Raw genomic sequence first — 24,992 nt, 5'->3', positions numbered from 1 at the left:
CTGCTGGTGACTCTAAAAAATCAGGTGCTATCCTAAGCACCTGATTTTCGCCGCAATTAAGCATGCACCAATTTCACCTGCTGCTTCAAAATCTTCCCGCTCGCATTCCGCGGCAGTTTATCCACAAAGGAATAGATCCTCGGGCACTTAAATTCTGCGAGATATTCGGCTGCAAACGCCCGCAATTCTTCCTCAGACACCTGGCCCTTCAGCACAACGACCGCTTTAACGGTCTCACCCCATTCTTCATGAGGCACACCGACGACACAGGATTCCAAAACCGCGTCATGCTTCGCGAGGACTTCTTCAATTTCACGCGGATAAATGTTCACGCCTCCTGATATAATGACATCCTTTTTACGGTCCACGATGTAAAAGTAGCCATCCTCATCCCGATAGGCAATGTCGCCGGTATAGAGCCAGCCGCCTTTCAGCACAGCGTTCGTTTCATCCGGATTATTGTCATAACCAAGCATGAGGCTGTCGCCAGTCAGAAGAATCTCGCCGTATTCATTTGGAGCCGTATCGGTGCCATCCGGCCGGACGACCCGGATCTCCATGTTCACCGTCGGATTTTTGCCGATGCTTCCGGCCTTCTCCAGATGCTCTTCCGGGTATAAGAGAATGCCATTAGGTCCCGCTTCCGTCAGTCCGTATACCTGATAGAAGTTTTCGTTTCGGAACGCCTTTTTCACATGGTGATAGGAGGCAAGAGCCAGCGGGCCGCCGCCATAGGCAAAGACACGCATGCTGGACAAATCATAGGAAGCTAAATCCGGATCCTTGGCCGCAAGCAAATAGGCGACAGGTGCCGCAAATGAGAAGGTCGTCTTTTCCTGCTGAATCCAGTTCAGGAAGCCCTTTGGAGTAAAGTCGCCGATCACATGAGATGCTCCGCAATAAAGCCCGCTCATGAAAAAGGTATTTAAAGGAGCAGAGTGGGAGAGCGGCATCAGGGTGAGCATGGAATCATTATGCGACAAGCTGAAATTAACCGAAACCGCGGCGGCGATCGCCAGAATGCGTTCATGGCTGAATACAACTCCCTTTGGCATCCCGGTTGTTCCGGATGTAAAAAGAATCTCACAGATGTCCCGCGAATCAATCGGCACATCAAGATTGCCGGCAGAAAAATGAGAAGAAGCCTCCACTGCATCCTGAATCGAAAAATAGAAATTTACATTCTCTTTTAACGCCGCAGCCGTTTCAGCAAGCTCAAACTCATACAGAATTCCTGCAGCATTCGCACTTTGAAAAATAGCAGACAATTCTTTCGGTGTCAGGCGGATATTCACCGGCATCGGAATCGCGCCAATCTTCATGCAGGCAAAAAAAGCATAAAAGAAGTGCTCCGTATTGCGGGACATTACCGCAACCCGATCGCCCCGCCGGACTCCTTCATTCTGAAGATATCGTGCCAGCCTGTTGCATAGGCGGTTCATGTCTCCATATGTCAGTCGGTTCGATGCCGTTATAAAAGCATCTTTTTCAGGAAACTTCCTTGCGTTTCTTTCCAATACTCCATGAATCGTTGCTCCCACTATACTCAGCCCCTTATTAAAAATGAATTTATGTCTTCACCCGGCTGTTTTCATACTTTTCTTTGTACGTCAAAATGTCTTCCCGCAGCATTTGCAGCTGCATAATCTGCTCTTCGATTTCTCTCAGCTTGCTGTCAGCAAATGCAATAATCCTGCTTTTCTCCGCTTCGCCTTCCGGGTTCGATTCATACAGATCAATCATTTCTCTGATTTCCTGAAGACTGAAGCCGAGTTTTTTTCCCCGCAGGATCATCTTCAGGCGCCGTCGTTCCCGGTTCGTATAGGTGCGCTGCTTGGTCAGGCTGTCGCGGTTTTCCGAAGTCAGCATGCCAATTTCTTCGTAATAGCGGATCGTCCTGGAGCTGATGTCAAACATCGCCGCAAGCTCGCTGATGGTAAAAACCTTTTCTTCTGCCATTATGTATCCTCCTAGTTGACGTTAACGTTAGCTTAGTTTTATAATAATTCTGAAAATTAGTATTTGTCAATCAAAAAAGGAGTGATTTTTCCATGACGATAACTTCCCGGGACCAGCAGATAAAAGGCAGGAATTCATACACATTTGATGAGTTTTTAGATCGGCGTGCCAACCAGGATTGGTATAAGCATGATCCCTTTTTGAAAATGGCCTTAAAAAAATATGCAGGCTCGCAATATGAACAGATACATAATAAACTGCAGGATTTTTCGCCGGCTGTTTCGTCCAAATGGAACACGCTTGCAGAAAGTGCAGCAAGGCCTGAATCCCGTCCGTATATGCTTCATTTTGATGCCTTCAATCACCGCATTGACCGTGTCGTCCGACCATTGGAAACGCATCAGCTGGAAAAAGAAGTGTTTGGGGAGGGGCTTTTTTCAAGCCGCATGCCGTCCTGGGAAAGTTTCGCGAAGCGGATGCTGATTCACCAGCTGGGGGAAGCGGGTGTAGCCTGTCCGCTGACATGCACGATTGGATTAATTGCACTCCTTGAACAATATCCGAATGAAGATATTCCTGAGCTGGAGCAAATTTTACAGCATACGAAAGAGGGACTGGACGGGGATTTTGCCATCGGTGCGCAGTTCATGACGGAGATCCAGGGAGGATCCGATTTGCCTGCCAATGTGCTTGAGGCGGTCCCAGATGGTAAAAACTACCGCATTTATGGCAATAAATTTTTCTGCTCGGTTGCACATGCTGACTATTCCGTGGTCACTGCGAAGATTTCCGGCACTGATAAAGTGTCCACGTTCATTGTGCCCTCCTGGCTGCCTGGTGAGAAGGAGAAGGAAAAGCGCAATAGCTATGAAATCAACCGGATCAAGTGGAAAATGGGCACGGCCGAGCTGCCTACAGGGGAATTTCAGTATAATGGGGCTCTTGCTTACCCGGTTGGCCCGGCAGGAAAAGGGGTGGCCGTTGCAGTCGGCATCGTTCTGACACTATCCCGCCTTGAAATCGGCATCGCCTGTGCCGCCTTTATGCTCCGTGCAGCCCGGGAAGCCAATCTTTATGGTGATTTCCGGATTGTTTTTGGCAAAAAGGTAAAAGATTACCCGCTATCAGCGAGAACGCTGAAAAAAATTGAAAACGCCGCCCACCGTACAGCTGCAGGCGCTTTTAAAATCTATGATCTATTCTTGCGCCTTGACCAGCCGCTGAATGCCGGGATTCCGGTTGATCAGCCGATCGAACTGAGAAAACAGCTGTTTAACCTAAGGGAGCTTGTGCTGCTGCAGAAAATCTGTGCAACGAACGAAGGAGCAGAGGTACTGCGTGATGCCATCTCCGTCTTTGCCGGCCATGGCGTCATGGAGGAATTCTCGTCATTGCCGCGCATCTTCCGGGATGTCGTCGTCAATGAGCAGTGGGAAGGCCCGCGCAATCTGCTGCTGACGCAAATTTACCGGGATATTCAGAGAGTGGCAGACTGGTACCCGCCGGCTGAATTCGTGTCAAATGTGCTTGCAGGTGCACCTCAGAAAACAATTGATCGATTTGCGGAGCAGCTGACAGATCTCCTGCAGCGCCCGGTGTGCGGGGAAGTGAGCGAAGCTTCCATGGAAGCGGCTGAAGAGTGGGATATGTTCTGCGATTCCTTTTTTAAAGGGTACCAGACGATTGCACTTGAGGAATTGGAGTGTTAAAAGAAATTTTAAAAAATTCCGCTATCCAGTGAACCTTTTTCCCTCCCGGACAGTATAAAAAGTAAACAGCCTGAGGAGGGAATCATATGACTTCTGTTATCGGATGGATTATTAGCGGCATCTTTTCAATAGTGGTCGGAATGACGTTTGCTATGATTATTGCGACATTGAATAAGAAAGTTGTTCGTGACAAGTGGGGAAAAATAGATTTTAAGAAAACGGATATTTATTTTTATTGGACCCGCTGGGATACAATCATGGTGATTTCCGCCGTTTACACCTTTTTGTGCATTACAGGGCTACTGGTATTTCTTTTGCGAGGAGATACGATTCAAAGCCCATTTATTCAATTTTTTATCCATCAATCTTTTGTTTTTGGGCTGATCACCTTTATTTGGCTGATTACAAAGCTTGCCTATGTCTACAAAGGAATTCAGAAACGGTGGTCGGATGAGTTTGAATAATCCGGAAGAAGAGGTTATCCGGTTTCAGTCGGGAGACATCACTGCGCTGGAAGAGATCTATCAATACTACAAGCAGCCATTGTATCGTTTTATTTACCGATTAACTGCGAATCAGCAGCTTAGTATTGATGTAGTTCAGGATACATTTGAAAAGCTTCAGCGAAAAAAGCATCAATATGATCCTGCAAAGGGAAAATTCAACACATATTTATACCAGATTGCCTACAATACGGTGATGACAAAACTGAAAAGGGAAAGACGCTTCGAAGCTTTTTTTCCCTTTCTGGTACAAAAGCATCCTCCGCCTTCGATTTCTCAGGAAGACAAATTAACCATACAGGAAGCTGTTCAAAAGCTGCCGGAGGATTTGCGCGCCGTAATCGTCTTAACGTATTATCATGATTTACCTCAAAAAGAAATTGCCTGCATTATGGGAATTCCGGCTGGAACAGTCAAATCGAGATTATTCCGAGCATTACGGAAACTAAAAAAAGATCTGGGAGTGGAAGAAGCTTGAAAAAACATAATGAGCTTTGGAAAAATGAAAAGGTGCTTATGGAAAAGCTGGATGAATATAAAGTGGATGTTCCTGATTTCCCTATCCATAAATCCACCCAAGACCGCATCGCAAACTGGATGTTTGCACCTGCTGATATTCCTTTGCCCGAAATGGACACCATGGTAAAATCAGCAGCGATCACAGTATATTTTCCTATTTTGGCAGCTGCTTTCACAACCCTCCCAATATTGCTATTTTTGGTAATGTAAAAAGGACCCAGAAAGGTCCTTTTTTACTTCGGGTGCCTCATCCGATAGATAACCGATGCCAGCAAATTGGCCAGAAAAAAGATCGGGTTTCCCTGCATGTTCTCATGGAGAACCAGTTCATCCACTCTCATGCTGTCATACATTTCTCCCTGTGTTTTCCCCTTCGCTTTATTTTGGGCCTCCATTTCTTTAAGGTTAACCAAAAAACGATATTGCATGGGCAGGATGATGAGAGAAAGCAAAACATATAGCCCGAGAACCACTCCAAAAATAGTTAAAAGCATCTTATCCCCCCCCAGCTTGATTAATTCCATTTTACACCAAATGGTGACTATTCGCATTCAAGGACCAAACAAGAACAAGTGTTCCTGTTTTTAGGCATAAATCCGCCGCTTCCAAAATAAGATGAAGTATCATCCAAGAAAAGAGGCGATGCAACCATGATTACAAAAGAGATGCTGGTCCGTTTTGATGAGCTGAACCGCAGGAAAAAGGACCTGGAAGCAGAATTGGATAAATTGAAAAACCTTTTTCATCAGTATTTTGATACAGCAGTGGGACAGAATGAAAAAGGAGAAGTCAAGATTGACAGCTACAAATTGCAGAGGCAGATTAGAAGGACGGAGAAGTTTGACACCGAAGAAACCGTAAAACGATTAGAGGAATTGAATTTACCGGAATTAATCCAGAAAAAACCTGATGAACGTAAAATAAAATCAGCATTGGACCTGCAGATTATCAAGGAAAAGGATCTGGAAGGATGCTTATCAGAGAAAGTGACTGCAGCCATACTGGTTAAAAAAATCGAAGCTTGAGTATAAAAAAGGCTAATGAGGTGATCCTCATTAGCCCTTTTTTCTGCTTACCAGCAAGACATATTGCTATTGCAAAGAGATGTTTTACATTTTAAGCAGCAGCTTGTTTTCGTTGTCTGGTCTACACATCCAGGAGTACAGAAAAGCTTGCTCTTAATATCAGGCTGTTCTCCGCTAGCCGCCTTTAATACTTGTACATCCAGATCAAACATATTCTCTTTCACAAAAATCCCTCCAAAAAAGTATTAGTAGTGATGGGTTGTGCTCGCAAAGAATTCGACTGCATTTATCACTCTACTAACATAATAGTAAATATTTTCTATCTAATCCTTAAATTAACATTATTTTAATCTTAAGAATATTTATGATTTCTTAAGAGATTTAGATGGTAGTATGAAGTTGTCTTAAGACAATGACCATTATTTAGGAGGAGTTAGAATGTCAAAAGAATTAGTTGTTAGAGCTTTAAGGAATCCTGAATTTCGTAATGAAGTTGATTTTGAGCACCCGGTGTCTCAGGTAGATGCTGAAGAACTTAAGAACATTTCTGGCGGAGCGGATGTACAGCCTCAAACTGCTTGGGTTTGCCGCACGATCCTAATCACAATTAGAAATTGTCCATCAGTAGTGAGATGCTATCCTGGAGATTGATTCAAATGCTGTAAATCGGATGTCAGGCAATTTTTTGCCTGACATTTTTATTAACATTCATTAAGGGGGTTTTAGGATGCACAATGGAAAGGCCCAATATTTTACTGAAAGACAAATAAGCAGCAGCGAACAGAATACGGACCACACACTATTGTCAAAATGGAAAACAAAATCTGGAATCGTTTATCCAGAACAATTCGAGCTATGCTTGAACACTTTAAATTTAACTAAAGACGAATTTGCCGCTCTCATAATGAAAAAAGAAGAATCCGCCAAATGCAATGAAGAATGGTGCAATTATTATGAGAGTATACTTGCCAATGAGGCTGAATATTCAATCGCATATGACATAGACAGTGATATAAGCAAGGTATTCAGCCCTTTTGTAAGGCCTTTTATAAGTTGGGCTCAGACGAAAACACTACATTACATAAACAATAGGAATGAGGATAACTATCTTGATGTAAAAGGCGTAATTGCCTCCTTCAGCCGATACCTCCATGAACATTTATCATTTATTGCTTTAAAAACCTTAATTTTAGAATTGAATATTTCATCATACCTTGAGCAATTGCAGGGAGAAACGAAAAAAGAAAGATATCAATATTTTGTTGAGAATTCTTTAACCAATAATGAAGACATAAAAAAGCTTTTCAGTCATTATCCTGTTTTAGCAAGGGTTATGACTGAAAGAACGCTTATGCTTATTAAAACCTTTAATCAAATGATTAGGAGATTCATTGATGACTATCAAGGATTAACCATTTTCTCACAAGGCAGTGTAATCAAAACAATTGAATTTGGCATGGGAGATACACATAAGAACGGGGAAGCAGTACATATCATTCAGTTTCAAAATGGTAAACAGGCGGTTTATAAACCAAGGTCTATTGCAGTTGATGAATCCTTTCAAAACCTTTTGTCCTGGATAAATCAGAAAGGGCTGAAGCACCCGCTGAAAACCTTAAGCGTAATTTCCAGAAAGAATTATGGATGGATGGAATTCATTGATTATAAAGATTGTGAATCGATTGAAGAATTGGAGCGGTTTTATTACAGACAGGGAGCGTTAATTGGGCTTCTATACATACTTAATGCCGGGGACTTTCATTATGAAAATATCATTGCAAATGGCGAACACCCAATGCTGGTTGACCTGGAAGTATTATTTCAGAATGAAGTAACGATACCTGCCAGAAAAACCGCTGTACACGAGGCAATTAAGAATTTATCCAGTTCAGTATTGAAAACAATGATGCTTCCTGTTCAATTTTCTGCCGATAAAGTCCAGGATGGTGTGGATGTAAGCGGGATAGGCGGCAGAGGCGGGCAGGAAGTTACACACAATGTATTTATGATCAAAGATATTTATACAGATCAAATGAAGCTGGTAAAAGGAAAAGGGCAAACTTCCTCTGGCAAAAATGTCCCCCGCTTAAAAACAAAAAAACCGAGTTTAGGAGATTATAAGGATTCATTGCAGCAAGGATTTAACGATCTCTATACCATAATGCTGGAACATAAAGATGTATTGCTTTCGGCAAATGGACCGCTTCAAGCATTTAACCATGCAGAAGTACGTGTTGTGCTCAGGTCAACCCAAATCTATCATACGTTTCTGGAAACCAGCTTTCATCCTGATTATCTGCAAAATGGCCTTGATCGGGAATGGTTATTTATGCCGCTTTGGAATACAGGGGAAGTGAACCAAATGTTCAATCTTGTCATACCTTATGAGCTGCAGGATCTTTTAGCCGGGGATATACCTTACTTTACGGCAAAGCCAAGTTCAACAAGTATATGGACCAGTCAACAAGAAGAAATAAAAAATTTCTACCAGACTGCAGGCAGGAACTTAGTTGACCAAAATATAAGAAAACTCTCTTTGAAAGATTTGAATACTCAGCTGGAATACATAGAAATGTCACTGGCTACTCTGGAAAAGGATAAAGCAGAAGATACTCCTATTGATCCGGTTCTTCTGGAAAAGGGACAGGTCAGCAAAGAAAGGTTTAAAGAAGAGGCCATTGAAATAGGAAATCTATTATGCAAGCGGGCTATTTACGGAGAAGGACAGAAAGATGCAACCTGGATTGGGATAAGCAAAGAGCATGGGGCAGATGCCCGGCTGTCTCCGTTACATTACGGTCTATACGATGGAATTCTTGGTATCAGCTTGTTTTTAGGTTATCTGGGACGTTCAGCAAAGAATGAGAAATATACAGATGCGGCCAAGAGAGCGTTTCAGATGGTTAAGGACAGGATTAAGCATCCTGCAAACGATGATGGTATCTCGGTATTTACCGGATGGGGATCCATTCTCCTTTCTCTCTGTCACTTTCAAAAACTATGGAACCTTGATAATTTCGAGGAACTTGCCTGTGAGGTAATAGGCCATATTGAAAAACAGATTGATTATGACAGGCGCTACGATATCATGTCTGGCAGTGCTGGTGTCATTTTTGCCCTGCTGAATTTTTATGATCTGACAAAGTCAATGCATGCGCTTCAAACAGCGATAAAATGCGGAAATCATCTAATGAAGCATAAAACCGAATATCCTGAAGGGATAGGGTGGGTTATTCCGGGATTTGACCGGCCATTAAACGGACTGTCTCACGGAGGAGCCGGCATTGCGTGGGCGCTACAAGTATTAGCTGACAAAGCGGGGAGACCAGACTTTCAGGAAGCATCCCTGCAAGCGGTTCAGTACGAAAATAGCTGGTATAGCACTGAAGACGAAAATTGGAGTGACCACAGGGAAGGGCCCAATGATATTCCTGTTTTTTGGTGTAACGGAGCAGCGGGAATTGGCATCAGCCGATTAATGATGAAGGGGCAGGGGAATCCCCTTTTTGAAAGAGATATTCAAAGAGCGATTAATAAAACACTGAAGGACGGTTTTGGCAGAGGAATCAATCTCTGTCATGGAGATATGGGGAATATCGAACTGCTGCTGCTGGCTGCAGAAAAAGAAAACAGACAAGACCTTCGGGAAATAGCAGAGAATATGGCAGCTTCCGTTCTAGAACAGAAAAGGAAATCTGCTGATTCATTAATCTGGGCCGGACATATACCCGGATTTATGACAGGACTCTCCGGAATAGGCTACCAATTATTGAGGCTGCATGATCCGGATTCTGTTCCTTCACTGCTCTCCCTGCAGCTTGGACATCTTGAGGTGATCCATAAATGACAAGGAAAAAAACGATGCGCACTGTCCCGTTTATGGAACAAATGGAACGGTCGGAATGTGGGATCTGCTGCCTGAAGATGCTGGCTAAGTATTACAGAAGTTCAGTCTCCTTTTACGAATTGCAGGAAAGGCTATCCGTAGGAAGAGACGGCATCTCCATGTACAACTTAGCCTCAACAGCGGAATCGGCCGGATTTACATGCAGCGCCGTTAAGGTATCGATAGACGGGCTCGAATCGGTTTCGCTCCCTGCCATCCTTCATTGGGAACAAAACCATTATGTAATCCTGGAAAAAATCAAAAATGGAACGTATTTTATCGTCGATCCTGCTAAAGGGAAAATCAGGCTGTCAGTAACTGAAATGGAAAAAGGATTTAGCGGCTATGCTTTGCTTTGCGAGCCGCAGGACAAATTATGGGCTGTGAAAAAGGACAGCAGCACTAAAGTCTGGAGCCAATATGCTTACTTGCTGAAAAAAAATAGGAAACTGATTCTGTCTGTCTTATTCATGTCAGGGTTTCTTCAGATTTTCACTCTGGGCTTGCCCATCCTGACAAAATTTATTATTGATGCACTGGATGAAAAAAATGTTCATCTGTTTTCTCTGCTGGGGGCGGCGACGTTTTTTCTGATCCTGTTTCAAACCTGTTTCTCTTATTTAAGGACAAAGGTTTTGATCAGGCTGAAAAACACGCTGGATTTGCAGATGATGAGCAGGTTTATCCAGCACTTTCTCTCCTTGCCTTATAAGTTTTTTCAGCTTAGGACTTTTGGAGACCTTATCTTCAGGGCCAACAGCAATGTTCACATTCGGGAAATCCTTTCTGCCAATGTGATCACTAGCATTTTTGATTCCTTATTAATTGTTGCGATGTTTTCCTTTGCCGCTTATTTTTCAATGACAATGGGGATATCCGTTCTTTTATTAATTTTGCTCTCGGCAGCGACCGTTTTGATTTTTAACCCCAAATTAAAACATCTGTCTAAAGAAACAGTAATGGCACAGACGGCGGTGCAGGGAGCCATGAGTGAAATGATTTACCATATTGCGGCCATCAAAACCACCGGAACGGAAGAAAGGATATACAGAAATTGGAATTCTTTGTTTGTCGAGTATCTCCGAAAGGTTAAATCCAGAGATGCTGCCATGAACTGGCTTGACAGTATGAATGCAGGCATACAGACAATAGCGCCATTTATCATTTTATGGATAGGTGTAATGGAGATGCTGAACGGCCGATTATCACTTGGGACGCTGGTAGCCATTTTTACAATGGCCGGAAGCCTGTTTTTATTAGTCGAGAATTTGGTGAGATCTGTGAGCCAGCTGATAATGCTTAAGGCTTATTTAATGAGGGCTGGGGATATTCTGCATGCCAGGCCGGAACAGGATCAGTCTAAACAATTAAAAAAGCTGGATAAGCTATCGGGCAGTATTGAATTAAAAGATGTCACCTTTAAATATTCCGAATTCAGCGAGCCAAGTCTTCAGAGTATCAGTGTGAGCATTCAGCCAGGTCAAAAAGTTGCGATTGTAGGACCATCCGGATCAGGAAAAAGCACGCTGGCACGGCTTATGATTGGACTGCACCAGCCGAACGCAGGAACCATATGCTTTGATGGCATATCAATCCGGGAGCTGGATTTGCCGTCTTTACGAAAGCAGATTGGAGTTGTGTCCCAGGAGACACCGATATTTAATAAAACGATTCTTGAAAATGTGTCGCTTTATCATGAAGATGCTACGGAAGAAGAGATCGTCAAAGCTTGTAAAAGGTCTGGAATCCATAATGAAATCATGGCAATGCCAATGCATTATTTTACTCCTGTTGCAGAAGGAGGCGCAGATATTTCCGGCGGCCAGCGCCAGCGGATCGCAATTGCGAGGGCACTCCTCAAGGAGCCGCAGATTCTTTTGCTGGATGAAGCAACTAGTGCCGTTGATAATCAGAATGAGCGCCATATCCATGACCAGGTCCGAAGTATTGCCTGCACCCAGATCATTATTGCACACAGGCTGAATACCATAAAGGATGCGGATGTGATCATTGTTCTCGAGAAGGGCAGAATTGTCCAGGCGGGCAGACATGAGGAACTGCTGGCAGCGGATGGACTGTATAAAGAGATGTATGGCCAAGAGCCTGCCGTGAAGGCAGTGTAAGAGGTACCCCTGGCACGATTGAGGGGTATTTTTTTAGGCTTAAGAAAAATGTAAGAATTAAGAAAAAGATTCTTAAATAGATCATGATACTATTTTTACAAATAGTCCGCTTTTTCCTGAGGAGGAGAAGCTGAGTGAGGTGCTGACATGGAACCGAAGGTATTGGAAGTGCGAAGTGTTTCCAAAAAGATAAAAACAAGAAAATTGCTTCATGAGGTTACTTTTGATATAGAGCAGGGGGATATTTGCGGGTTCCTTGGACCGAATGGCGCGGGAAAGACGACACTGATCCGGGTAATGATGGGGCTTGTAAAGCCATCTGCGGGAGATGTGCTGGTGCTTGGGAACTCTGTATCAAAGAATCGGAAGCAGGCATTAAGCCGGGTGGGTGCCATCGTTGAAACGCCGATCTTTTTCGGACATATGTCCGGGAGGGGGAATTTAAGAAACTTGATTAAGCTGCATCCCCATATCCCCAGGTCAGAACATAACAGGAAAGTGGAGGAATTGCTCGAGCTGGTCGGATTAAAAGATAGAGGCAATGATAAAGTTTCCTCTTATTCCCTCGGTATGAAGCAGCGGCTGGGGATTGCCCAGGCGCTATTGGGCGACCCTGAAGTGATTATTCTGGATGAGCCGGCCAATGGGCTCGATCCGATGGGGATGAAATTCCTGAGAGAACTGATATTGCGATTAAGAAATGAAAAAGGCCTGACATTTTTAATATCCAGTCATTTGCTTGATGAACTTCAGCATATCTGCAATAAAATCGTCATGATTCATGAAGGTGAGCTTAAATGGACAGGAAGACTTGATGATCTCATTGGAAAAGCCAGGTGGGAAATCAGCTGTGCACAGCCTGATAAAGCCTTATCCCTGTTAAAGGGAAAACTTCAGATCAAAAGGCTTGATTCCAGGACACTTCAGGCTATATGTACAGAAGATGAGCTTCAGTATCTCCGAAGAATACTAGCTGAAGAAAACATTGGGATAACGGGCATTGAGAAATCTGAAAGAAACCTGGAAGAAATCTTTATTGAGCTGATGGCGCAATGAGATCTATATTCCTTTGTGAATGGGAACGTCTCTGGAGCAAAAAAAGTTCCATTCTTTTTTTTATCCTCATTCCCTTCCTAGTGCTCGTTACGGCCCTTCAATCAAGAGAAAACAATGAAGTACTCGAGAAGACGGACCCGCAGTACTCGTTCTGGTCCAATTTCCCTGTTATGAGTATTGCGGAAGTCTTTATGCTCTATTTCAATATCGTGGCTGTTCTGATCATTATCATGAGCTTCACGCATGAATACAGAACCGGCGAGCTTCGAATGGTCCTGCAAAGAAGCTTTCGTTTTTCAAGCGTTTTTTGGGCGAAGTATTTTTCCGTTTTGCTTTATCTCTTTTTGCTCGTGGCTGCCTATTTTATCTGTTCGGCAGCTGCGGGATGGCTTTTTTTCGAAAGTGCAGAAGAAGTCTACTTATTTTTTCAGCCAGAGCCTGTTTCCCCCTTTGACTCTTTAGGCTATAGTGCGGCTTATTATCTGCTTTCCTATCTGTCGCTTGCAGCGGTGGCCAGTGTTGCGGTTCTGGTGGGGGTCATAAGCAGATCATCCACAACGGCATTTGCGATAACAGCCGGTTTTTTGCTGGCTTCCATGCTTTTTCCAGTACTGCTTGGAATGTTTGGAGAGTCCATTGGCTATTCACAGTACGTCTACTTTTCTTTAATTGAGATTCAGTTTAGCGGAATTGTTCAGATGCTTACAGATCAAGTGTTTTTAAAGGGATGGATATTGGCTGTTATGATGGCTTATATACTTGTGGGGACTGCAGTTTCACTAATCATATTCTCCAGAAGAGATTCCTTACATTAGAAGGAGGGAGACAAAATGAATCCATTGCTTACCAGTGAATGGCAAAGAATGTTCAGTCGAAAAAAAAACATCTTGTTCTTTTCCATTTTCATGATTTATATTCTTGTTCAGTCTTTGCTGGCAGAAAACCTGTTTTTTACAATGGAAGAAAGTGCACCGCTCAACTCACTGAATTACTCTATTTTTCTGCTGAAGAAAATCTATTATTTGATGGTCCTCATCATACTGCCTGTACTGTGCATCGACAGCATTAATGGCGAGTACCAGTCGGGAGGCCTTCGCCTGGTGGCGATCAGACCTCTCTCATTAAAAGACATTTTATTAGCAAAATGGTTTCTGCTGATTATGCTGGTGGCTGTCATGATGGCAATCACCTTTGCAGTGGGCACGGCTGCGGGATACTTATTTTATCCGAAGGCGGATTCGGTTAGTTTTTATTATGAAAATGCACCTGTAATGGGAGTGGCGGAAGCCTATATATATCAGGTGAAATATTATCTTGGTGTATTCATTATTTTTGTTGCCCTGATAGGTGTAGCCAGTTTATTAAGTGTCACACTGCCGAATACGATCATTACTGTTATCACTTACTTGTTCTTACTCTTCATTTCTGTGTATCTCAGTGATTTATTTGATATTCTGCTGTTTGGCAGCCAGGAATTGTTTGTGTTCCTGCTAGAGGCAGACCTCTCGTATTTATGGTTTCTTTTGCTTGTTATCGTTCCCACCTATTCTTTTACACTATTGCGGTGGAATCGCAGAGATTGGGTCAAATAGAAGCAGAAAGAGTGTTAGGAGGAGGAATTATGGTCAAACTGGAAGGTTCATCCACTGTCATGAATATGAAGCAGATCGTCCATGACATTGCATACAAATTAAAAGATCCTGCACAGGTTAAAGCCGCCGCTTGTGCAGCCTCCAACCGAAATTCAGAGGGGAGGAGCCCTTGGGATAGCTGTTCTTTATCTCAGGGATATCCAGGCCTTATTCTTTTTTATTCGAAGCTGGACATGCTTTATCCTGAGGAAGGCTGGGATGAGGTTATACATGACTATTTAATGGCTTTGCATGAAGAAATGAATGGGAAAAGCCTTGATGATGTATCTCTATATAGCGGATTAACGGGAATCGCTTACGCTGTTTTGCATGCTTCCAGAGGAGGGACGCGCTACTCGGGATTCCTGCAGCAATTAAACAGTTTAGCTTTTAAAAGAATCGAACAATTTTTAAGGGAAGGGTCCGAAACTTTCAGCGAAGCTAAAGGCGTTTCCCCTTTTTGGTATGATCCCATGTCAGGGCTTTCAGGTTTGGCAGTATATTTGCGGGAGCTGCCTGAGAATGAAACGGCCCAGTGTCTGTATAAGGAAGTAATGAAAAATCAAGTCCGTCTGGCAGATAAAATAAGTATTGATGGAGAAGTGGTTCCAGGCTGGTATATTCCGGGACACTATCAATTCAATCAGGACTATCAAACGATGTATCCCAATGGATGCTTTAATAGTGGAATGTCCCATGGCATTGCGGGTACGCTTGCAGGTTTGGCCCGGTCCAGCCTTGACGGGTACGAAGTAAAGGGGCAAAAGGAAGCGATATGGGAGATCTCCCAATGGTTAGTAAACAAGAAAAGAGTGAAGGGAGAAAGCATTTCCTGGCCGGATATTATCTCATTTGAACATGAAGTATTTGGGAAGCCGAATTACAATGAAGACCATCCGGATGCCTGGTGCTACGGACTGCCTGGAATTGCCTATTCGTTATATCTTGCTGGAAAAGCGCTGAATGAAAAAAGCTTAATAAGAGAGGCGTTGGAGGCGTATACTTCACTTATCGCTAAGGAATTAAAAGATACGAGCGTGAACGGACTCAGTTTTTGTCATGGCGTTTCAGGTAACATGCATATCCTGCATAAAATGGTGAGAAAAGAAGAAGAGCATTTTTCCATATATAAAGAGAAACTGAAAGACTATGCAAATAAGCTAATAGACAGCTATAATCCGGAGGCCCCATTTGGATATACTGATGCGGAAAATAAAATGCTGCATAAACCAGGGCTTTTGGAAGGAAGCGCCGGAATTTGTCTGTCTATGCTGGAAATGATTCATGGAGCTGACTTGAAATGGGATAGCCCTTTCTTATTATTTTGAGAGAAATGTTAAAATTTACAAAAACAATGTGTTAGAATCAAAGTGTATCTAAATAATCACTAGAGGTGATACACATGAGCCTTTCGAAGATCTTAGTTGCCGAAGATGACAAAGAAATCAGCCATCTAATTCAAAGAACACTGCAAAATGAAGGGTATGATACACAGCTGGTCGATAATGGAAAAGAGGCGCTGGATTTTATAAACAGTTTTCATTATGATTTGATTATCTTGGATATTATGCTCCCGCAGATGGATGGATTGGAAGTTCTTCAGCACGTCAGACAACATAAAAATACACCCGTGATGATCTTAAGCGCCAAAGGGGGAGAACAGGATAAAGTGCTGGGTTTAGGGCTTGGAGCTGATGATTATATTTCTAAGCCTTTTTTTATTGGAGAATTTCTTGCCAGAGTGAAAGCTCAGCTTAGACGCTACCTCTATCTTAATGAAACAAAAAAAGAAGATTCGCAGAAGTTATTGAAATTTAATGATCTGGAATTAAACCGTGATACATATGAAGTCAAAATTAAAAATAATAAAATCATGTTAACAGCTAAGGAGTTTGCCATTCTGGAGCTTCTTCTTACCCATCCGGCAAAAGTATTCAGCAAATCACAAATCTTTTCACACATCTGGAAAGAGGATTTCCATACCGATGATAATACAGTAATGGTTCATATAAATCGCCTGCGAAATAAAATTGAAACAGACCCATCTGCACCAGAATATATACAGACTGTCTGGGGAATCGGCTACCGGTTTGCAGGTGAACGAAAATGATGAGGACGATGATTATTCTGTTAACCATTATTGTGCTGGGACTCCTGTATGATAGGATTTCCCTCAATAAACAATTCAAAAAAATAAAAGGAGATTTGGATGAATCTATTTCAAATAACTCTGTGACTCATTTACGGATTCACTATTCCAGCTCACCATTAATAAGTCTGATCGATTCGATTAATCGTTTTATGGAAAAATATCATCACAACAGAGAGAAAACTAATTTTCTTGAATTAGAAAGAAAGAAAATGATTACCAATATCTCGCATGATATTCGCACCCCTCTAACCTCCATATTAGGATATATGGAGGTTATTTACCGGGAAAACAGCAGAATGACTGAAGAAGAGAGGCTGAAGTATCTGGAAGTGGTCTATCAGAAGGCCCAGAAGTTAACGGCGATCACTGAATCATTTTTTGAACTTGCTCAGCTTGAAGCCGGAGAAATTGATATAAAGCTTCAAAGAGAAAATATTGTGGAAATCATCATGGATGTATTTGTGGCCTTTTTTGTCGAGTTTGAAAGAAGAGGCCTAACTCCGGAAATTGATTTGCCAGATGAACCATTATATGTAAGATGTGACAGAGGCTCTGTTGAGAGAATCTTAAATAACCTGATCCAAAATGCTGTTAAATATGGAGCGGAAGGTAAAGTAATAGGAGTGAATATCGAGCAAGCTGATAAGCTCTGCTGGATTGAGATCTGGGATAAAGGTGAGGGGATAATGGAAAAAGATTTACCTCATGTATTCAATCGGCTGTTTCAAGCCGAGAAATCCCGCACCATTGCCGGGAATGGGCTTGGTCTATCCATTACAAAGAAATTAGTAGAAAAACAAAATGGACAAATCCATGTTACAAGCAAGCCTTACGATAGAACGTGTTTCTCCTTTTCTTTAATAGCCGAAGAGCAGATGTAAGGAAAATGTAAGAAATTGTTTAGGAATACTTAAAAAAAGTATAGTAATATTTTAATTGTTAGTTAATATTTACCTTATTTGGTGAATAAATGCCATAAATGAGAGGAGGGCGAGAATGGATGTATTAAGGACATTTGGTCTGACAAAAATCTATCAGAATAAACAAGTGGTGCAAAATATAGATATGACAATCAAAAAGGGGGAAATATACGGTTTAATCGGGAAAAATGGAGCCGGCAAGACTACTACCCTGAAAATGATCCTGCACTTAATCAAGCCAACAAAGGGCAAGGTTGAACTATTTGGAAAAAATCCGGCTAAAAACCAATCCATCTTTGAGAAAATCGGTTCTTTTATTGGCCACTCCAACTTTTATCATAACCTGACTGCAGAAGAAAACCTGGAAATACACAGGCGGCTAATGGGAGTCACTTCAAAAAAACGCACCGAGGAAATGCTGAGGAAGTTAAACCTCATGCAATACAAAGACAAGAAGGTGGAAGACTTTTCAGTCGGGATGAAGCAAAGACTTGGGATTGCAAGGTCAATGCTGCATTATCCGGAGTTTCTTATTCTGGATGAACCGACCAATGGCCTGGATCCACAGGTCATGAAAGACCTGAGACAAACCCTGCTGAAACTGGCTAACGACTATGAGGTTGCTATTTTGCTATCAAGTCATATTTTATCTGAGATCGATCATTTGTCCAATGTTCTCGGAATTATACATAGGGGAAGATTAATTGAAGAACTCAATTATGAAGCCTTGCAGGAAAAGAAAAAAAGATACTTGCAAATCTCGGTAAATAATGTGAATAAAGCTTCGTTCATCCTGGAGAATGAGTTGAAAATCTCAGACTATGTCATATGTAATAAGGGTCTAATCAAGATCTATAACAGTGTTCAGGCAGCTGAGTTAAATGCAAGAATGGTTGATGGTTTTGTGGAGGTATATGAAATGGTTAATGCCCGCGATTCCCTCGAAAACTACTTTTTATCCATCACGAAGGAGGAGGATCTTTCATGATCACGATCCTGCAGACTGAGCTGCTGAAATTGCGAAGGACAATTGTTCAATGGATGATATTGGGCGTTATTCTCATACCCATTGTTTTTAATCTTATTTATGTCATGCTATCCGGATTATTGGAAGACTCAGCCTTTAATTGGAACACATCTTTGGTTTTTGTGAATTTCCTGCTGGCGGTTATCATAGCGCCGATTTTCTATGCAGGCATTGCAAGTTTTATTTTCTCAAGGGAATACCGTGAAGGCACTGCAGAAGCCCATTTTACCTATCCGCATTCAAGAGCATCTTTTTTTACAGGTAAAGTGTTCATTATTTTCTTGTTTATCCTGACTTCTTGTTTGCTGATTTTTTGTGTAAATCTGATCATATGTCTTATCTTTGCTGATATCCCGCCGCCACAGAATTTCATAAAGTCAGAGATTCTGGGCAGTTTGAAAATAGCTTTTACTCAGTGTGGGCTTGTATGCATCACAATACTGGCCAGCATTGCTTTTAGAAATATCGTTGCAGGAATCCTTACAGCTGTAATAGGCTGTACAACATCTATTGCAATGCTTTTCTCATCTTTAGGAGACTGGCAGCTGTTAAATCCCTATTTTTTCAGCCTGGTAGTCACGGATCTGACAAATTATAAGCTGAAAAACATTTTTTCTGGAATAGCATCCATCACGGTTGTTAGTGTATTGGCCATAATTTACGCCCTTCATTTATATAAGAATAATGACGTTGCCAATAAATAAAACTTTTCTGCGAAGGAGGAGTGAGCCATAAATATTCTGATTATTTCAAATTGTAAAGATACATTGGAGAAGCATGGTCTTATAGGTGAAATAGCTGATTTTCAAGTTCTCCACTTGCGAAACTGGAGAGACATTTCCTTTGGTTTACTTAAACAATGTTTTGCCATTGTCATCGATGAGAGCATGCTTGAGAAGGATATTATTGGCTTTTTCAAGCGAGTCACAATTTATAATGGGATTTCAATTATTGTGACAAGCTTTAATAAGAATTATAAAAACTTGCTGGAAACGATTACTCTGCGGAACATCCATGAAAAAAGTAAGCCTTCCGAGGCAAAGAAGGATCATGTGCTGGTAAAGCTCACTGAGGATACCGTGCTTGATACAGAGGATCGGGTTTTAATAAAGGAAGGCAGGGTAATTGTCCTTTCTTCGCTGGAATTCCGAATATTAAAAACGCTCATTGAACATTCAGGAAAAATATGCAGCTCGGAAAAGCTGATTGATCTAGTGTGGGGCTTTGATGAAACAGTAGGCACGGATAATTTATATGTCTATATTCACAAATTGCGCGAGAAGATAGAGGCAAACCCCAATAAACCTAAGATCATTAAAACCAGAAGGGGTCAAGGTTACTTTCTGTGCCTGGAAAGACAAGTTGAAGTGGAAATGACAGACTAAAAAGGAGTGAGAAGCAATGATCGTGAAAGAAAGAAATAAAATAAAAAAGAACAATAATAAGGAAGAGCCGCTGTACTCCTTACTGGATTATTTCATGCTCAGATCTCCTCTTATGCCCTTTCAGGTCTACTCAGAGATGAGCAGCCTTGAGGGCGAACAAGCGGAAGAACAGCTCTTTCAATTAATGAAGAATCGGGAAATCAGGGAAGCCATCTATGTTTCCAGTCCGAGCCTCTACCATTCTCTAATAAAGCTGGAGAAGTTCAGTGATTCGCCAAAGAAGAATCAGCTGATCAAGTCAGCCCTGAAATATCTGATCAGGATGTCCACTCGCCCAACACCGTTTGGTTTATGCTCTGGTGTAGAAGCTGGCAGGATTGGAGACAAAACAGATTTAGTCATCCCGGATAACAGACAGTTTAAGAAGAGGGCCAGGCCTGATATGGAATGGCTTTTAAAGGCAATCAGCATTCTGGAAGAAGAGGATGAGGTCCTCTTACGCCTCCAGGTTATGCGCAATCATTCACTCTACTTTAATGGAACGCGGGTAAAGCTCCTTTTTCATACTGGCTTTGGACAGTTATTCAAAGATGGGGACAATTATAATAAACAGCCAACGATTCGCTTCACTCAAGTGGTTGAGGACGTATTCAGGCTGGCTGATAAACCGATTGCTTTTTCCGTTCTTGTCCATACCATTAAAGAACGTTATCCTCAGGCAGATACTGATACCATTACCCAATTTATAAAAGAGCTGCTGAAACAGGAATTCCTGATCAGCGAGATACGACCTTCTCTTATGGATGTAAACCCTTTAAGTAATCTGATTAATAAAATCATCAAGAATCAAATACATCACCCCATTCTAAGTGATCTGAAGAATGCAGAGGCCCTGTTCAATGAATATAACCTCACCTCAGTGGGGCAGGGAGAGGAAATATTCACTGACTTAAAAAACTCCATGAAAAAAGTGACAGATGCAGAAAACTTAATTCAAGTTGATTTAGCCATGAACACCCGTGCATTAACCCTAAGTGAAAACGTGAAGGACACGGTCGAACTGGCTGCAGAGACTCTCTGGAAGCTATCTCCTCCGCACAGCGGATTTGAGCACATTGACCGTTACAGGGAAGACTTTGTAGAGCGTTATGGAACCTATCAGGAAGTACCGCTTTTGACCCTGTTGGATGAAGATATGGGCCTTGGTTATCCTGCTACCTATGAATTTCCGCCTTCTTCCAGGTCTATGAAAAAGACAAGAGATAAATTCACACCATACCGGACCAAGGTTTTACTCGAACTCATGACAAAGGCAATTAAAGATGGAAGCATGGAAATTAAACTAACGGATCAGGATATTGAAAGGCTATCGGGCAAGGAGCAAATGGAACAATTTGACCCGGCATCCCAGGCGCCGATCTCCATGGAGCTCTATTTCCAAATAGTAGCCAATCATGAATCGGACATTGATGATGGCCATTTTGAAATGATTATCGGAGGTAACCCTGGTTCAGCCGCTGCCGGCAAGACGTTTGGAAGATTTATCGATATATTGGATGAATCGATCGAAACTAAACTGGCAGACACGAGCAAAACAGAGCAATCACTATACGAGGATTCAATTTTTGCAGAATTAGTCTATCTGCCGCCTGCTGGAAGAGCAGCCAATCTGATGGTTTCCAAGAATACCAGAGAATATGAAATCGCAGTGGGAACAAACTCATCCAAGCCGGCTGAAAAGCAGATACCGCTAGAGGATATTGTTGTAGGATGCAATCTGGAATCCTTTTATCTAAAGTCTAAAAGACTGAATAAAAGAATCATCCCTGTCACATGCCATATGCTCGATTATTCCAACGCACCAAATGTATGCAGATTTCTAAGGGAAGTTGCTTTAGAAGGTGTCAGACACTGGATGCCATTTGATTGGGGAGAACTTGAACATTCATATGCCCTGCCGGGTATTAGATATAAAAATATTCTTCTGTCGCCTGCCGAGTGGAAAGTGGACCCGCTCACATTGGATTTAGATCAAAGTATCAGCGGGAAAGAGTTTATGGATTATTTTAAAAAGTGGAGGAAGGAGAGGGAGATTCCCCGTTATGTTTATCAGACCCGCTCCGATAATCGAGTTCTATTAGACTTGGAAAACAGCTTTCATCTGGAATTACTGGAATATGATTTTAAACGGCTTAGTAAGGGACAGACGATCAGGATCACTGAAACTGGAATGAAAGATCCGGCCAATCTATTGGTAAAAAATAAAAATGGGGATTCATTCTTTGCTGAATTTGTTTTCCCTCTCATTAAAAGTAACCACGTAACCAGCGAGAACAAGCTGAATAAAAATAAAATGCAGTTGAAGAAAGAATTTATCCCGGATGATCAACGGCTTAAATTTCCGGGGAGCGAATGGCTTTATATCAAGCTGTATGGCATGAATCAGCGTGTCGAGGAGTTTCTATATAATGGATTCTGCAAATTGGCTGAAGAATCTAAAGAGAATGGATGGGCTGATCAGGCATTCTTTATACGTTATATAGATGAAGTCCCGCATATCCGAATTCGGCTGAAAGGGGACCCGGATCTGTTAGTGGCAAAGGGAATCCCTTCGATCTATCAATGGGCCAATACGATGAAAAAAGAGGGGCTTTTGAATCGGATGGTCATTGATACCTATGATCCCGAGATTGAAAGATATGGAGGTTCTGACCTTATCAGCAGTGCTGAAACATTCTTCTCTAAAGACAGTGAGGCCGTAGCGCGATATTTGGGGCTTAGAAGATTTGAACGTATTGACATAAGCGAAGAATTATTTGGTGCACTAAGTGTGATTGATATCCTCGAGGGATTCTCGCTCAGCTTCAGGGAACAGCTGAACTGGCTCAATGATAGTGTGAATTACAAGGAATACAAAGAGGAATTTAAACAGATGAAATCTGAACTGCTGCGTTATGGCAATACCGATGACAATTGGGCCAATTTGCAGAAGGATGAAAAAGGGCAAACACTCTATTCTTTAATGAATATAAGAAAAGAAGCGTTAAGTATTTATGCTGATAAAGTAAATGTTGCGAACCGGCAAGGACTCATCGCCAATCATATAGACGATCTGATCGGAAGCGTCATTCATATGCACATCAACCGCCTGATTGGAGTTGACCGCACGCGGGAAACGAAAATCATTACACTCGCGAGGCATACTTTATACCATTTAAGGTACCAGAAGGAGAAGCAGAAACAATGGATGAGTTAAAATACTATTCTTCTAATTTCAGCTTTAAAAGTATTTTAAGTTCCTTCTCTTACTGGCCCAGGCTATTCAAGCTTCTCTGGGAGATCAATAAATTCTATTTTATTCTCATTATTGGCTGCTCCCTGCTTCAGGGACTTATTCCTGCCTTTGTAATCATCGCGACACAGGAATTTATTAATAGTATTGTCAGTTCACAGAATAGCGGTGCCTTTTCAGATGTCTTTTTCAGTTTTGGCCTGCTGGCGGGTGCCACTATTCTAAATGAATTGGTGTCTGTCCTGAGAGGATATGTTGAAAGGCTTTATGAAAGTCTCATAGGTTATCGCTTAAATGAAACGATCATGAGTAAATCAAATGACCTTCCTTTGGAATCATTTGAAAATGCCGATGTACAGGACAAATTAAAGCGGGCCCAGTCGGAGGCATCTTACCGTCCGTATCAGATATTTTCCCAGATCCTGTCCTTAATCAGCCAGGCAGTAACTCTTTTTTCTGTTGCTGCCATCCTGATCATCTGGAAATGGTGGGTAGCCTGTTTATTAATTGTCTTTCCGCTCGTTTCCTTTATTTCCTTTTTGAAATTAGGGCAGGAAGAGTTTGATATTCATTTCAGAAGAGCCCCGAAAACAAGAGAATCCTGGTATTTGTCTTTTTTGCTGACCAAAGACAATAGCTTTAAAGAAGTAAAATTGTTTAAGCTGGGCTCTTATCTGATTGACCAGTATAAACGGATTTTCTCGGGGTTTTTTGAAGAAGACAAAGAAATTGCCAAGAAACGTTCGTTCATGTCCATCCGTTTTCAATTTTTAAATGAACTGGTCTCTGCCATTATTATTTTCATGATTGCTTTTGCTGCTTTTAATCAAGAGATCATGATTGGAAATCTGGTAGGGATGATTCAGGCAGTAACCATGACGCAGGGAAACTCTCAAGGGGTTGTTCAGGGTGTCTTGTCATTATGCCAAAATAGCTTATATATGAAACAGCTGTTTGCATTTTTAGATCTGGAAGTAGTGAAAGAAGAAGACGATTCGAATGCGGAAGAGCTGGGAGAGATCCAAAGTTTAGAATTCAGAAATGTCTCGTTTGTGTATCCCAATACTTCCAATTTAGCATTAAAGGATGTCAATTTCTCTCTGAAAAAAGGAGAAACGGTTGCGGTTGTGGGAAAGAATGGTTCAGGTAAATCAACAATGGTAAAGGTTCTAACCCAGTTATACAGCTCTTATGAAGGTGAGGTTCTGATCAATAATCAAGATGTCAGCAATTATAGCAAATCAGCCATTCGCCAAAGGATAGGAGCCGTGTTCCAGGATTTTGTCCACTATGAAATGTCTGCAAGAAACAATATAGGATTCGGAAATCTTCAAAAGATAAAGGATGATGAAAGCATTCTTAATGCAGCTGAGAGATCGGGTGTGCTGCCGCTTATAAATAAATTGAATAAGGGAATAGACAGCCAGCTTGGGAGATGGTTCGAAGACGGCCAGCAGCTTTCGGGAGGACAGTGGCAGCGAATTGCCATTGCCAGAGCATTCATGCGGGAAGCTGACGTTTATATTCTTGACGAACCAAGTTCCTTTTTAGATCCGGAAGCCGAGGCTGATATATTTTCCAGATTTCAGGATTTAGTGAAAGACAAAATCGGATTATTCATTTCTCACCGTTTTTCCTCAGTGAAATTTGCTGACAAAATTATTGTCTTTGACAACGGCGAGATCATTGAAATGGGCTCACACGAAGAATTGATCAGTTTAAATGGCCTCTATAAAGATTTGTACGATACACAAGTAAATGCACTGGTGAGAGATGAAGTGCAGCTGCAGGGCGTATAAGGGAGG

General features: G+C 41.9%; 22 protein-coding genes and 1 pseudogene. 19 read left to right on the top strand and 4 right to left on the bottom strand.

The features are described from left to right. Window positions 1-56 precede the first annotated feature (56 nt). Window positions 57-1,541, bottom strand: a complete 1,485-nt coding sequence (locus ACTHRG_RS06240) for a class I adenylate-forming enzyme family protein (RefSeq protein ID WP_076257725.1) — start codon at window positions 1,539-1,541, stop codon at window positions 57-59. Window positions 1,542-1,569: 28 nt separating this feature from the next. Then, window positions 1,570-1,959, bottom strand: a complete 390-nt coding sequence (locus tag ACTHRG_RS06235; protein ID WP_076257724.1) for a MerR family DNA-binding protein — start codon at window positions 1,957-1,959, stop codon at window positions 1,570-1,572. 92 nt (window positions 1,960-2,051) lie between these two features. Here ACTHRG_RS06235 and ACTHRG_RS06230 point away from each other — a divergent pair, with 92 nt between their 5' ends. The 4 genes from ACTHRG_RS06230 to ACTHRG_RS06215 all read left to right on the top strand — a co-directional run bounded on the left by ACTHRG_RS06230 (window position 2,052) and on the right by ACTHRG_RS06215 (window position 4,900). Next, the gene (locus tag ACTHRG_RS06230; protein WP_076257723.1) at window positions 2,052-3,668 is read left to right on the top strand and encodes an acyl-CoA dehydrogenase family protein; all 1,617 of its coding nucleotides are present in this window, start codon (window positions 2,052-2,054) and stop codon (window positions 3,666-3,668) included. Between the two features lie 86 nt (window positions 3,669-3,754). Further along, window positions 3,755-4,132 (top strand): hypothetical protein, encoded by a 378-nt coding sequence (locus ACTHRG_RS06225; RefSeq protein ID WP_076257722.1) that lies wholly within the window; start codon window positions 3,755-3,757, stop codon window positions 4,130-4,132. Beyond that, complete coding sequence (locus ACTHRG_RS06220) at window positions 4,119-4,649, top strand: RNA polymerase sigma factor (RefSeq protein ID WP_076257721.1); 531 nt, start codon at window positions 4,119-4,121, stop codon at window positions 4,647-4,649. The genes ACTHRG_RS06225 and ACTHRG_RS06220 overlap by 14 nt, the downstream gene beginning before the upstream one ends. After that, entirely contained in the window at window positions 4,646-4,900 is a 255-nt protein-coding gene (locus tag ACTHRG_RS06215; protein ID WP_076257720.1) for a hypothetical protein, read from the top strand. The genes ACTHRG_RS06220 and ACTHRG_RS06215 overlap by 4 nt, the downstream gene beginning before the upstream one ends. Before the next feature lie 23 nt (window positions 4,901-4,923). On the opposite strand, the gene ACTHRG_RS06210 is transcribed toward ACTHRG_RS06215, so the two are convergent. After that, a complete protein-coding gene (locus ACTHRG_RS06210) occupies window positions 4,924-5,184 on the bottom strand; it encodes a DUF3949 domain-containing protein (protein WP_076257719.1) in 261 nt (86 codons plus the stop codon). A 156-nt stretch (window positions 5,185-5,340) separates the two neighbouring features. Here ACTHRG_RS06210 and ACTHRG_RS06205 point away from each other — a divergent pair, with 156 nt between their 5' ends. Further along, the gene (locus tag ACTHRG_RS06205; RefSeq protein WP_076257718.1) at window positions 5,341-5,715 is read left to right on the top strand and encodes a hypothetical protein; all 375 of its coding nucleotides are present in this window, start codon (window positions 5,341-5,343) and stop codon (window positions 5,713-5,715) included. Between the two features lie 47 nt (window positions 5,716-5,762). Here ACTHRG_RS06205 and ACTHRG_RS06200 read toward each other — a convergent pair whose 3' ends face one another. After that, window positions 5,763-5,927, bottom strand: a complete 165-nt coding sequence (locus ACTHRG_RS06200) for a gallidermin family lantibiotic (protein WP_206698159.1) — start codon at window positions 5,925-5,927, stop codon at window positions 5,763-5,765. Window positions 5,928-6,153: 226 nt separating this feature from the next. On the opposite strand from ACTHRG_RS06200, the gene ACTHRG_RS06195 reads away from it, so the two are divergent. The 14 genes and pseudogenes from ACTHRG_RS06195 (at window position 6,154) to ACTHRG_RS06130 (ending at window position 24,986) form a co-directional block, all read left to right on the top strand. Then, on the top strand, window positions 6,154-6,366 hold the full coding sequence (locus tag ACTHRG_RS06195; protein ID WP_061791363.1) for a class II lanthipeptide, LchA2/BrtA2 family: 213 nt from the start codon (window positions 6,154-6,156) through the stop codon (window positions 6,364-6,366). 76 nt (window positions 6,367-6,442) lie between these two features. Beyond that, window positions 6,443-9,562 (top strand): type 2 lanthipeptide synthetase LanM family protein, encoded by a 3,120-nt coding sequence (locus ACTHRG_RS06190; RefSeq protein WP_076257717.1) that lies wholly within the window; start codon window positions 6,443-6,445, stop codon window positions 9,560-9,562. Continuing rightward, on the top strand, window positions 9,559-11,724 hold the full coding sequence (locus ACTHRG_RS06185) for a peptidase domain-containing ABC transporter (protein ID WP_076257716.1): 2,166 nt from the start codon (window positions 9,559-9,561) through the stop codon (window positions 11,722-11,724). The genes ACTHRG_RS06190 and ACTHRG_RS06185 overlap by 4 nt, the downstream gene beginning before the upstream one ends. A gap of 147 nt (window positions 11,725-11,871) precedes the next feature. Next, a pseudogene (locus ACTHRG_RS06180) lies at window positions 11,872-12,552 on the top strand (ABC transporter ATP-binding protein); the annotation flags it as partial. Window positions 12,553-12,776: 224 nt separating this feature from the next. Next, window positions 12,777-13,595: a hypothetical protein gene (locus tag ACTHRG_RS06175; RefSeq protein ID WP_076257714.1), complete on the top strand. Its 819-nt coding sequence runs from the start codon at window positions 12,777-12,779 to the stop codon at window positions 13,593-13,595. 15 nt (window positions 13,596-13,610) lie between these two features. Further along, window positions 13,611-14,372, top strand: coding sequence for an ABC transporter permease (locus ACTHRG_RS06170; protein ID WP_076257713.1), 762 nt, complete (start codon window positions 13,611-13,613; stop codon window positions 14,370-14,372). Between the two features lie 29 nt (window positions 14,373-14,401). After that, window positions 14,402-15,739: a lanthionine synthetase C family protein gene (locus ACTHRG_RS06165; RefSeq protein WP_076257712.1), complete on the top strand. Its 1,338-nt coding sequence runs from the start codon at window positions 14,402-14,404 to the stop codon at window positions 15,737-15,739. Between the two features lie 74 nt (window positions 15,740-15,813). After that, window positions 15,814-16,521 (top strand): response regulator transcription factor, encoded by a 708-nt coding sequence (locus ACTHRG_RS06160; protein ID WP_076257711.1) that lies wholly within the window; start codon window positions 15,814-15,816, stop codon window positions 16,519-16,521. After that, window positions 16,518-17,444 (top strand): sensor histidine kinase, encoded by a 927-nt coding sequence (locus ACTHRG_RS06155; protein ID WP_083675319.1) that lies wholly within the window; start codon window positions 16,518-16,520, stop codon window positions 17,442-17,444. The genes ACTHRG_RS06160 and ACTHRG_RS06155 overlap by 4 nt, the downstream gene beginning before the upstream one ends. Window positions 17,445-17,559: 115 nt before the next feature. After that, a complete protein-coding gene (locus ACTHRG_RS06150) occupies window positions 17,560-18,471 on the top strand; it encodes an ATP-binding cassette domain-containing protein (RefSeq protein ID WP_076257710.1) in 912 nt (303 codons plus the stop codon). Then, window positions 18,468-19,214, top strand: coding sequence for an ABC transporter permease (locus tag ACTHRG_RS06145; RefSeq protein WP_076257709.1), 747 nt, complete (start codon window positions 18,468-18,470; stop codon window positions 19,212-19,214). Before ACTHRG_RS06150 ends, ACTHRG_RS06145 begins: the two co-directional genes overlap by 4 nt. Window positions 19,215-19,277: 63 nt before the next feature. Then, entirely contained in the window at window positions 19,278-19,895 is a 618-nt protein-coding gene (locus ACTHRG_RS06140; protein ID WP_440230850.1) for a winged helix-turn-helix domain-containing protein, read from the top strand. A gap of 16 nt (window positions 19,896-19,911) precedes the next feature. Beyond that, window positions 19,912-23,151 carry a lantibiotic dehydratase gene (locus ACTHRG_RS06135; RefSeq protein WP_076257707.1) on the top strand — a complete coding sequence of 1,080 codons (3,240 nt, stop codon included), beginning with the start codon at window positions 19,912-19,914 and terminating at the stop codon, window positions 23,149-23,151. Beyond that, window positions 23,139-24,986, top strand: a complete 1,848-nt coding sequence (locus tag ACTHRG_RS06130; protein ID WP_076257706.1) for an ABC transporter ATP-binding protein — start codon at window positions 23,139-23,141, stop codon at window positions 24,984-24,986. The genes ACTHRG_RS06135 and ACTHRG_RS06130 overlap by 13 nt, the downstream gene beginning before the upstream one ends. Window positions 24,987-24,992 lie beyond the last annotated feature (6 nt).

Source organism: Cytobacillus sp. SAFR-174 (assembly GCF_051964675.1).
In the GTDB taxonomy this organism is placed as follows: Bacteria; Bacillota; Bacilli; order Bacillales; family Cytobacillaceae; genus Cytobacillus.
This window is presented reverse-complemented; position numbering and strand designations above follow the sequence as displayed.

Bases quoted from the DNA above. Each gene is read 5' to 3' on its own strand.
- ACTHRG_RS06205 (WP_076257718.1), top strand. From the start codon at position 5,341: ATGATTACAAAAGAGATGCTGGTCCGTTTTGATGAGCTGAACCGCAGG.
- ACTHRG_RS06230 (WP_076257723.1), top strand. From the start codon at position 2,052: ATGACGATAACTTCCCGGGACCAGCAGATAAAAGGCAGGAATTCATAC.
- ACTHRG_RS06165 (WP_076257712.1), top strand. From the start codon at position 14,402: ATGGTCAAACTGGAAGGTTCATCCACTGTCATGAATATGAAGCAGATC.
- ACTHRG_RS06185 (WP_076257716.1), top strand. From the start codon at position 9,559: ATGACAAGGAAAAAAACGATGCGCACTGTCCCGTTTATGGAACAAATG.
- ACTHRG_RS06210 (WP_076257719.1), bottom strand. From the start codon at position 5,184: ATGCTTTTAACTATTTTTGGAGTGGTTCTCGGGCTATATGTTTTGCTT.
- ACTHRG_RS06145 (WP_076257709.1), top strand. From the start codon at position 18,468: ATGATCACGATCCTGCAGACTGAGCTGCTGAAATTGCGAAGGACAATT.
- ACTHRG_RS06220 (WP_076257721.1), top strand. From the start codon at position 4,119: ATGAGTTTGAATAATCCGGAAGAAGAGGTTATCCGGTTTCAGTCGGGA.
- ACTHRG_RS06200 (WP_206698159.1), bottom strand. From the start codon at position 5,927: ATGTTTGATCTGGATGTACAAGTATTAAAGGCGGCTAGCGGAGAACAG.
- ACTHRG_RS06235 (WP_076257724.1), bottom strand. From the start codon at position 1,959: ATGGCAGAAGAAAAGGTTTTTACCATCAGCGAGCTTGCGGCGATGTTT.
- ACTHRG_RS06225 (WP_076257722.1), top strand. From the start codon at position 3,755: ATGACTTCTGTTATCGGATGGATTATTAGCGGCATCTTTTCAATAGTG.
- ACTHRG_RS06160 (WP_076257711.1), top strand. From the start codon at position 15,814: ATGAGCCTTTCGAAGATCTTAGTTGCCGAAGATGACAAAGAAATCAGC.
- ACTHRG_RS06155 (WP_083675319.1), top strand. From the start codon at position 16,518: ATGATGAGGACGATGATTATTCTGTTAACCATTATTGTGCTGGGACTC.
- ACTHRG_RS06135 (WP_076257707.1), top strand. From the start codon at position 19,912: ATGATCGTGAAAGAAAGAAATAAAATAAAAAAGAACAATAATAAGGAA.
- ACTHRG_RS06190 (WP_076257717.1), top strand. From the start codon at position 6,443: ATGCACAATGGAAAGGCCCAATATTTTACTGAAAGACAAATAAGCAGC.
- ACTHRG_RS06130 (WP_076257706.1), top strand. From the start codon at position 23,139: ATGGATGAGTTAAAATACTATTCTTCTAATTTCAGCTTTAAAAGTATT.
- ACTHRG_RS06175 (WP_076257714.1), top strand. From the start codon at position 12,777: ATGAGATCTATATTCCTTTGTGAATGGGAACGTCTCTGGAGCAAAAAA.
- ACTHRG_RS06170 (WP_076257713.1), top strand. From the start codon at position 13,611: ATGAATCCATTGCTTACCAGTGAATGGCAAAGAATGTTCAGTCGAAAA.
- ACTHRG_RS06195 (WP_061791363.1), top strand. From the start codon at position 6,154: ATGTCAAAAGAATTAGTTGTTAGAGCTTTAAGGAATCCTGAATTTCGT.
- ACTHRG_RS06150 (WP_076257710.1), top strand. From the start codon at position 17,560: ATGGATGTATTAAGGACATTTGGTCTGACAAAAATCTATCAGAATAAA.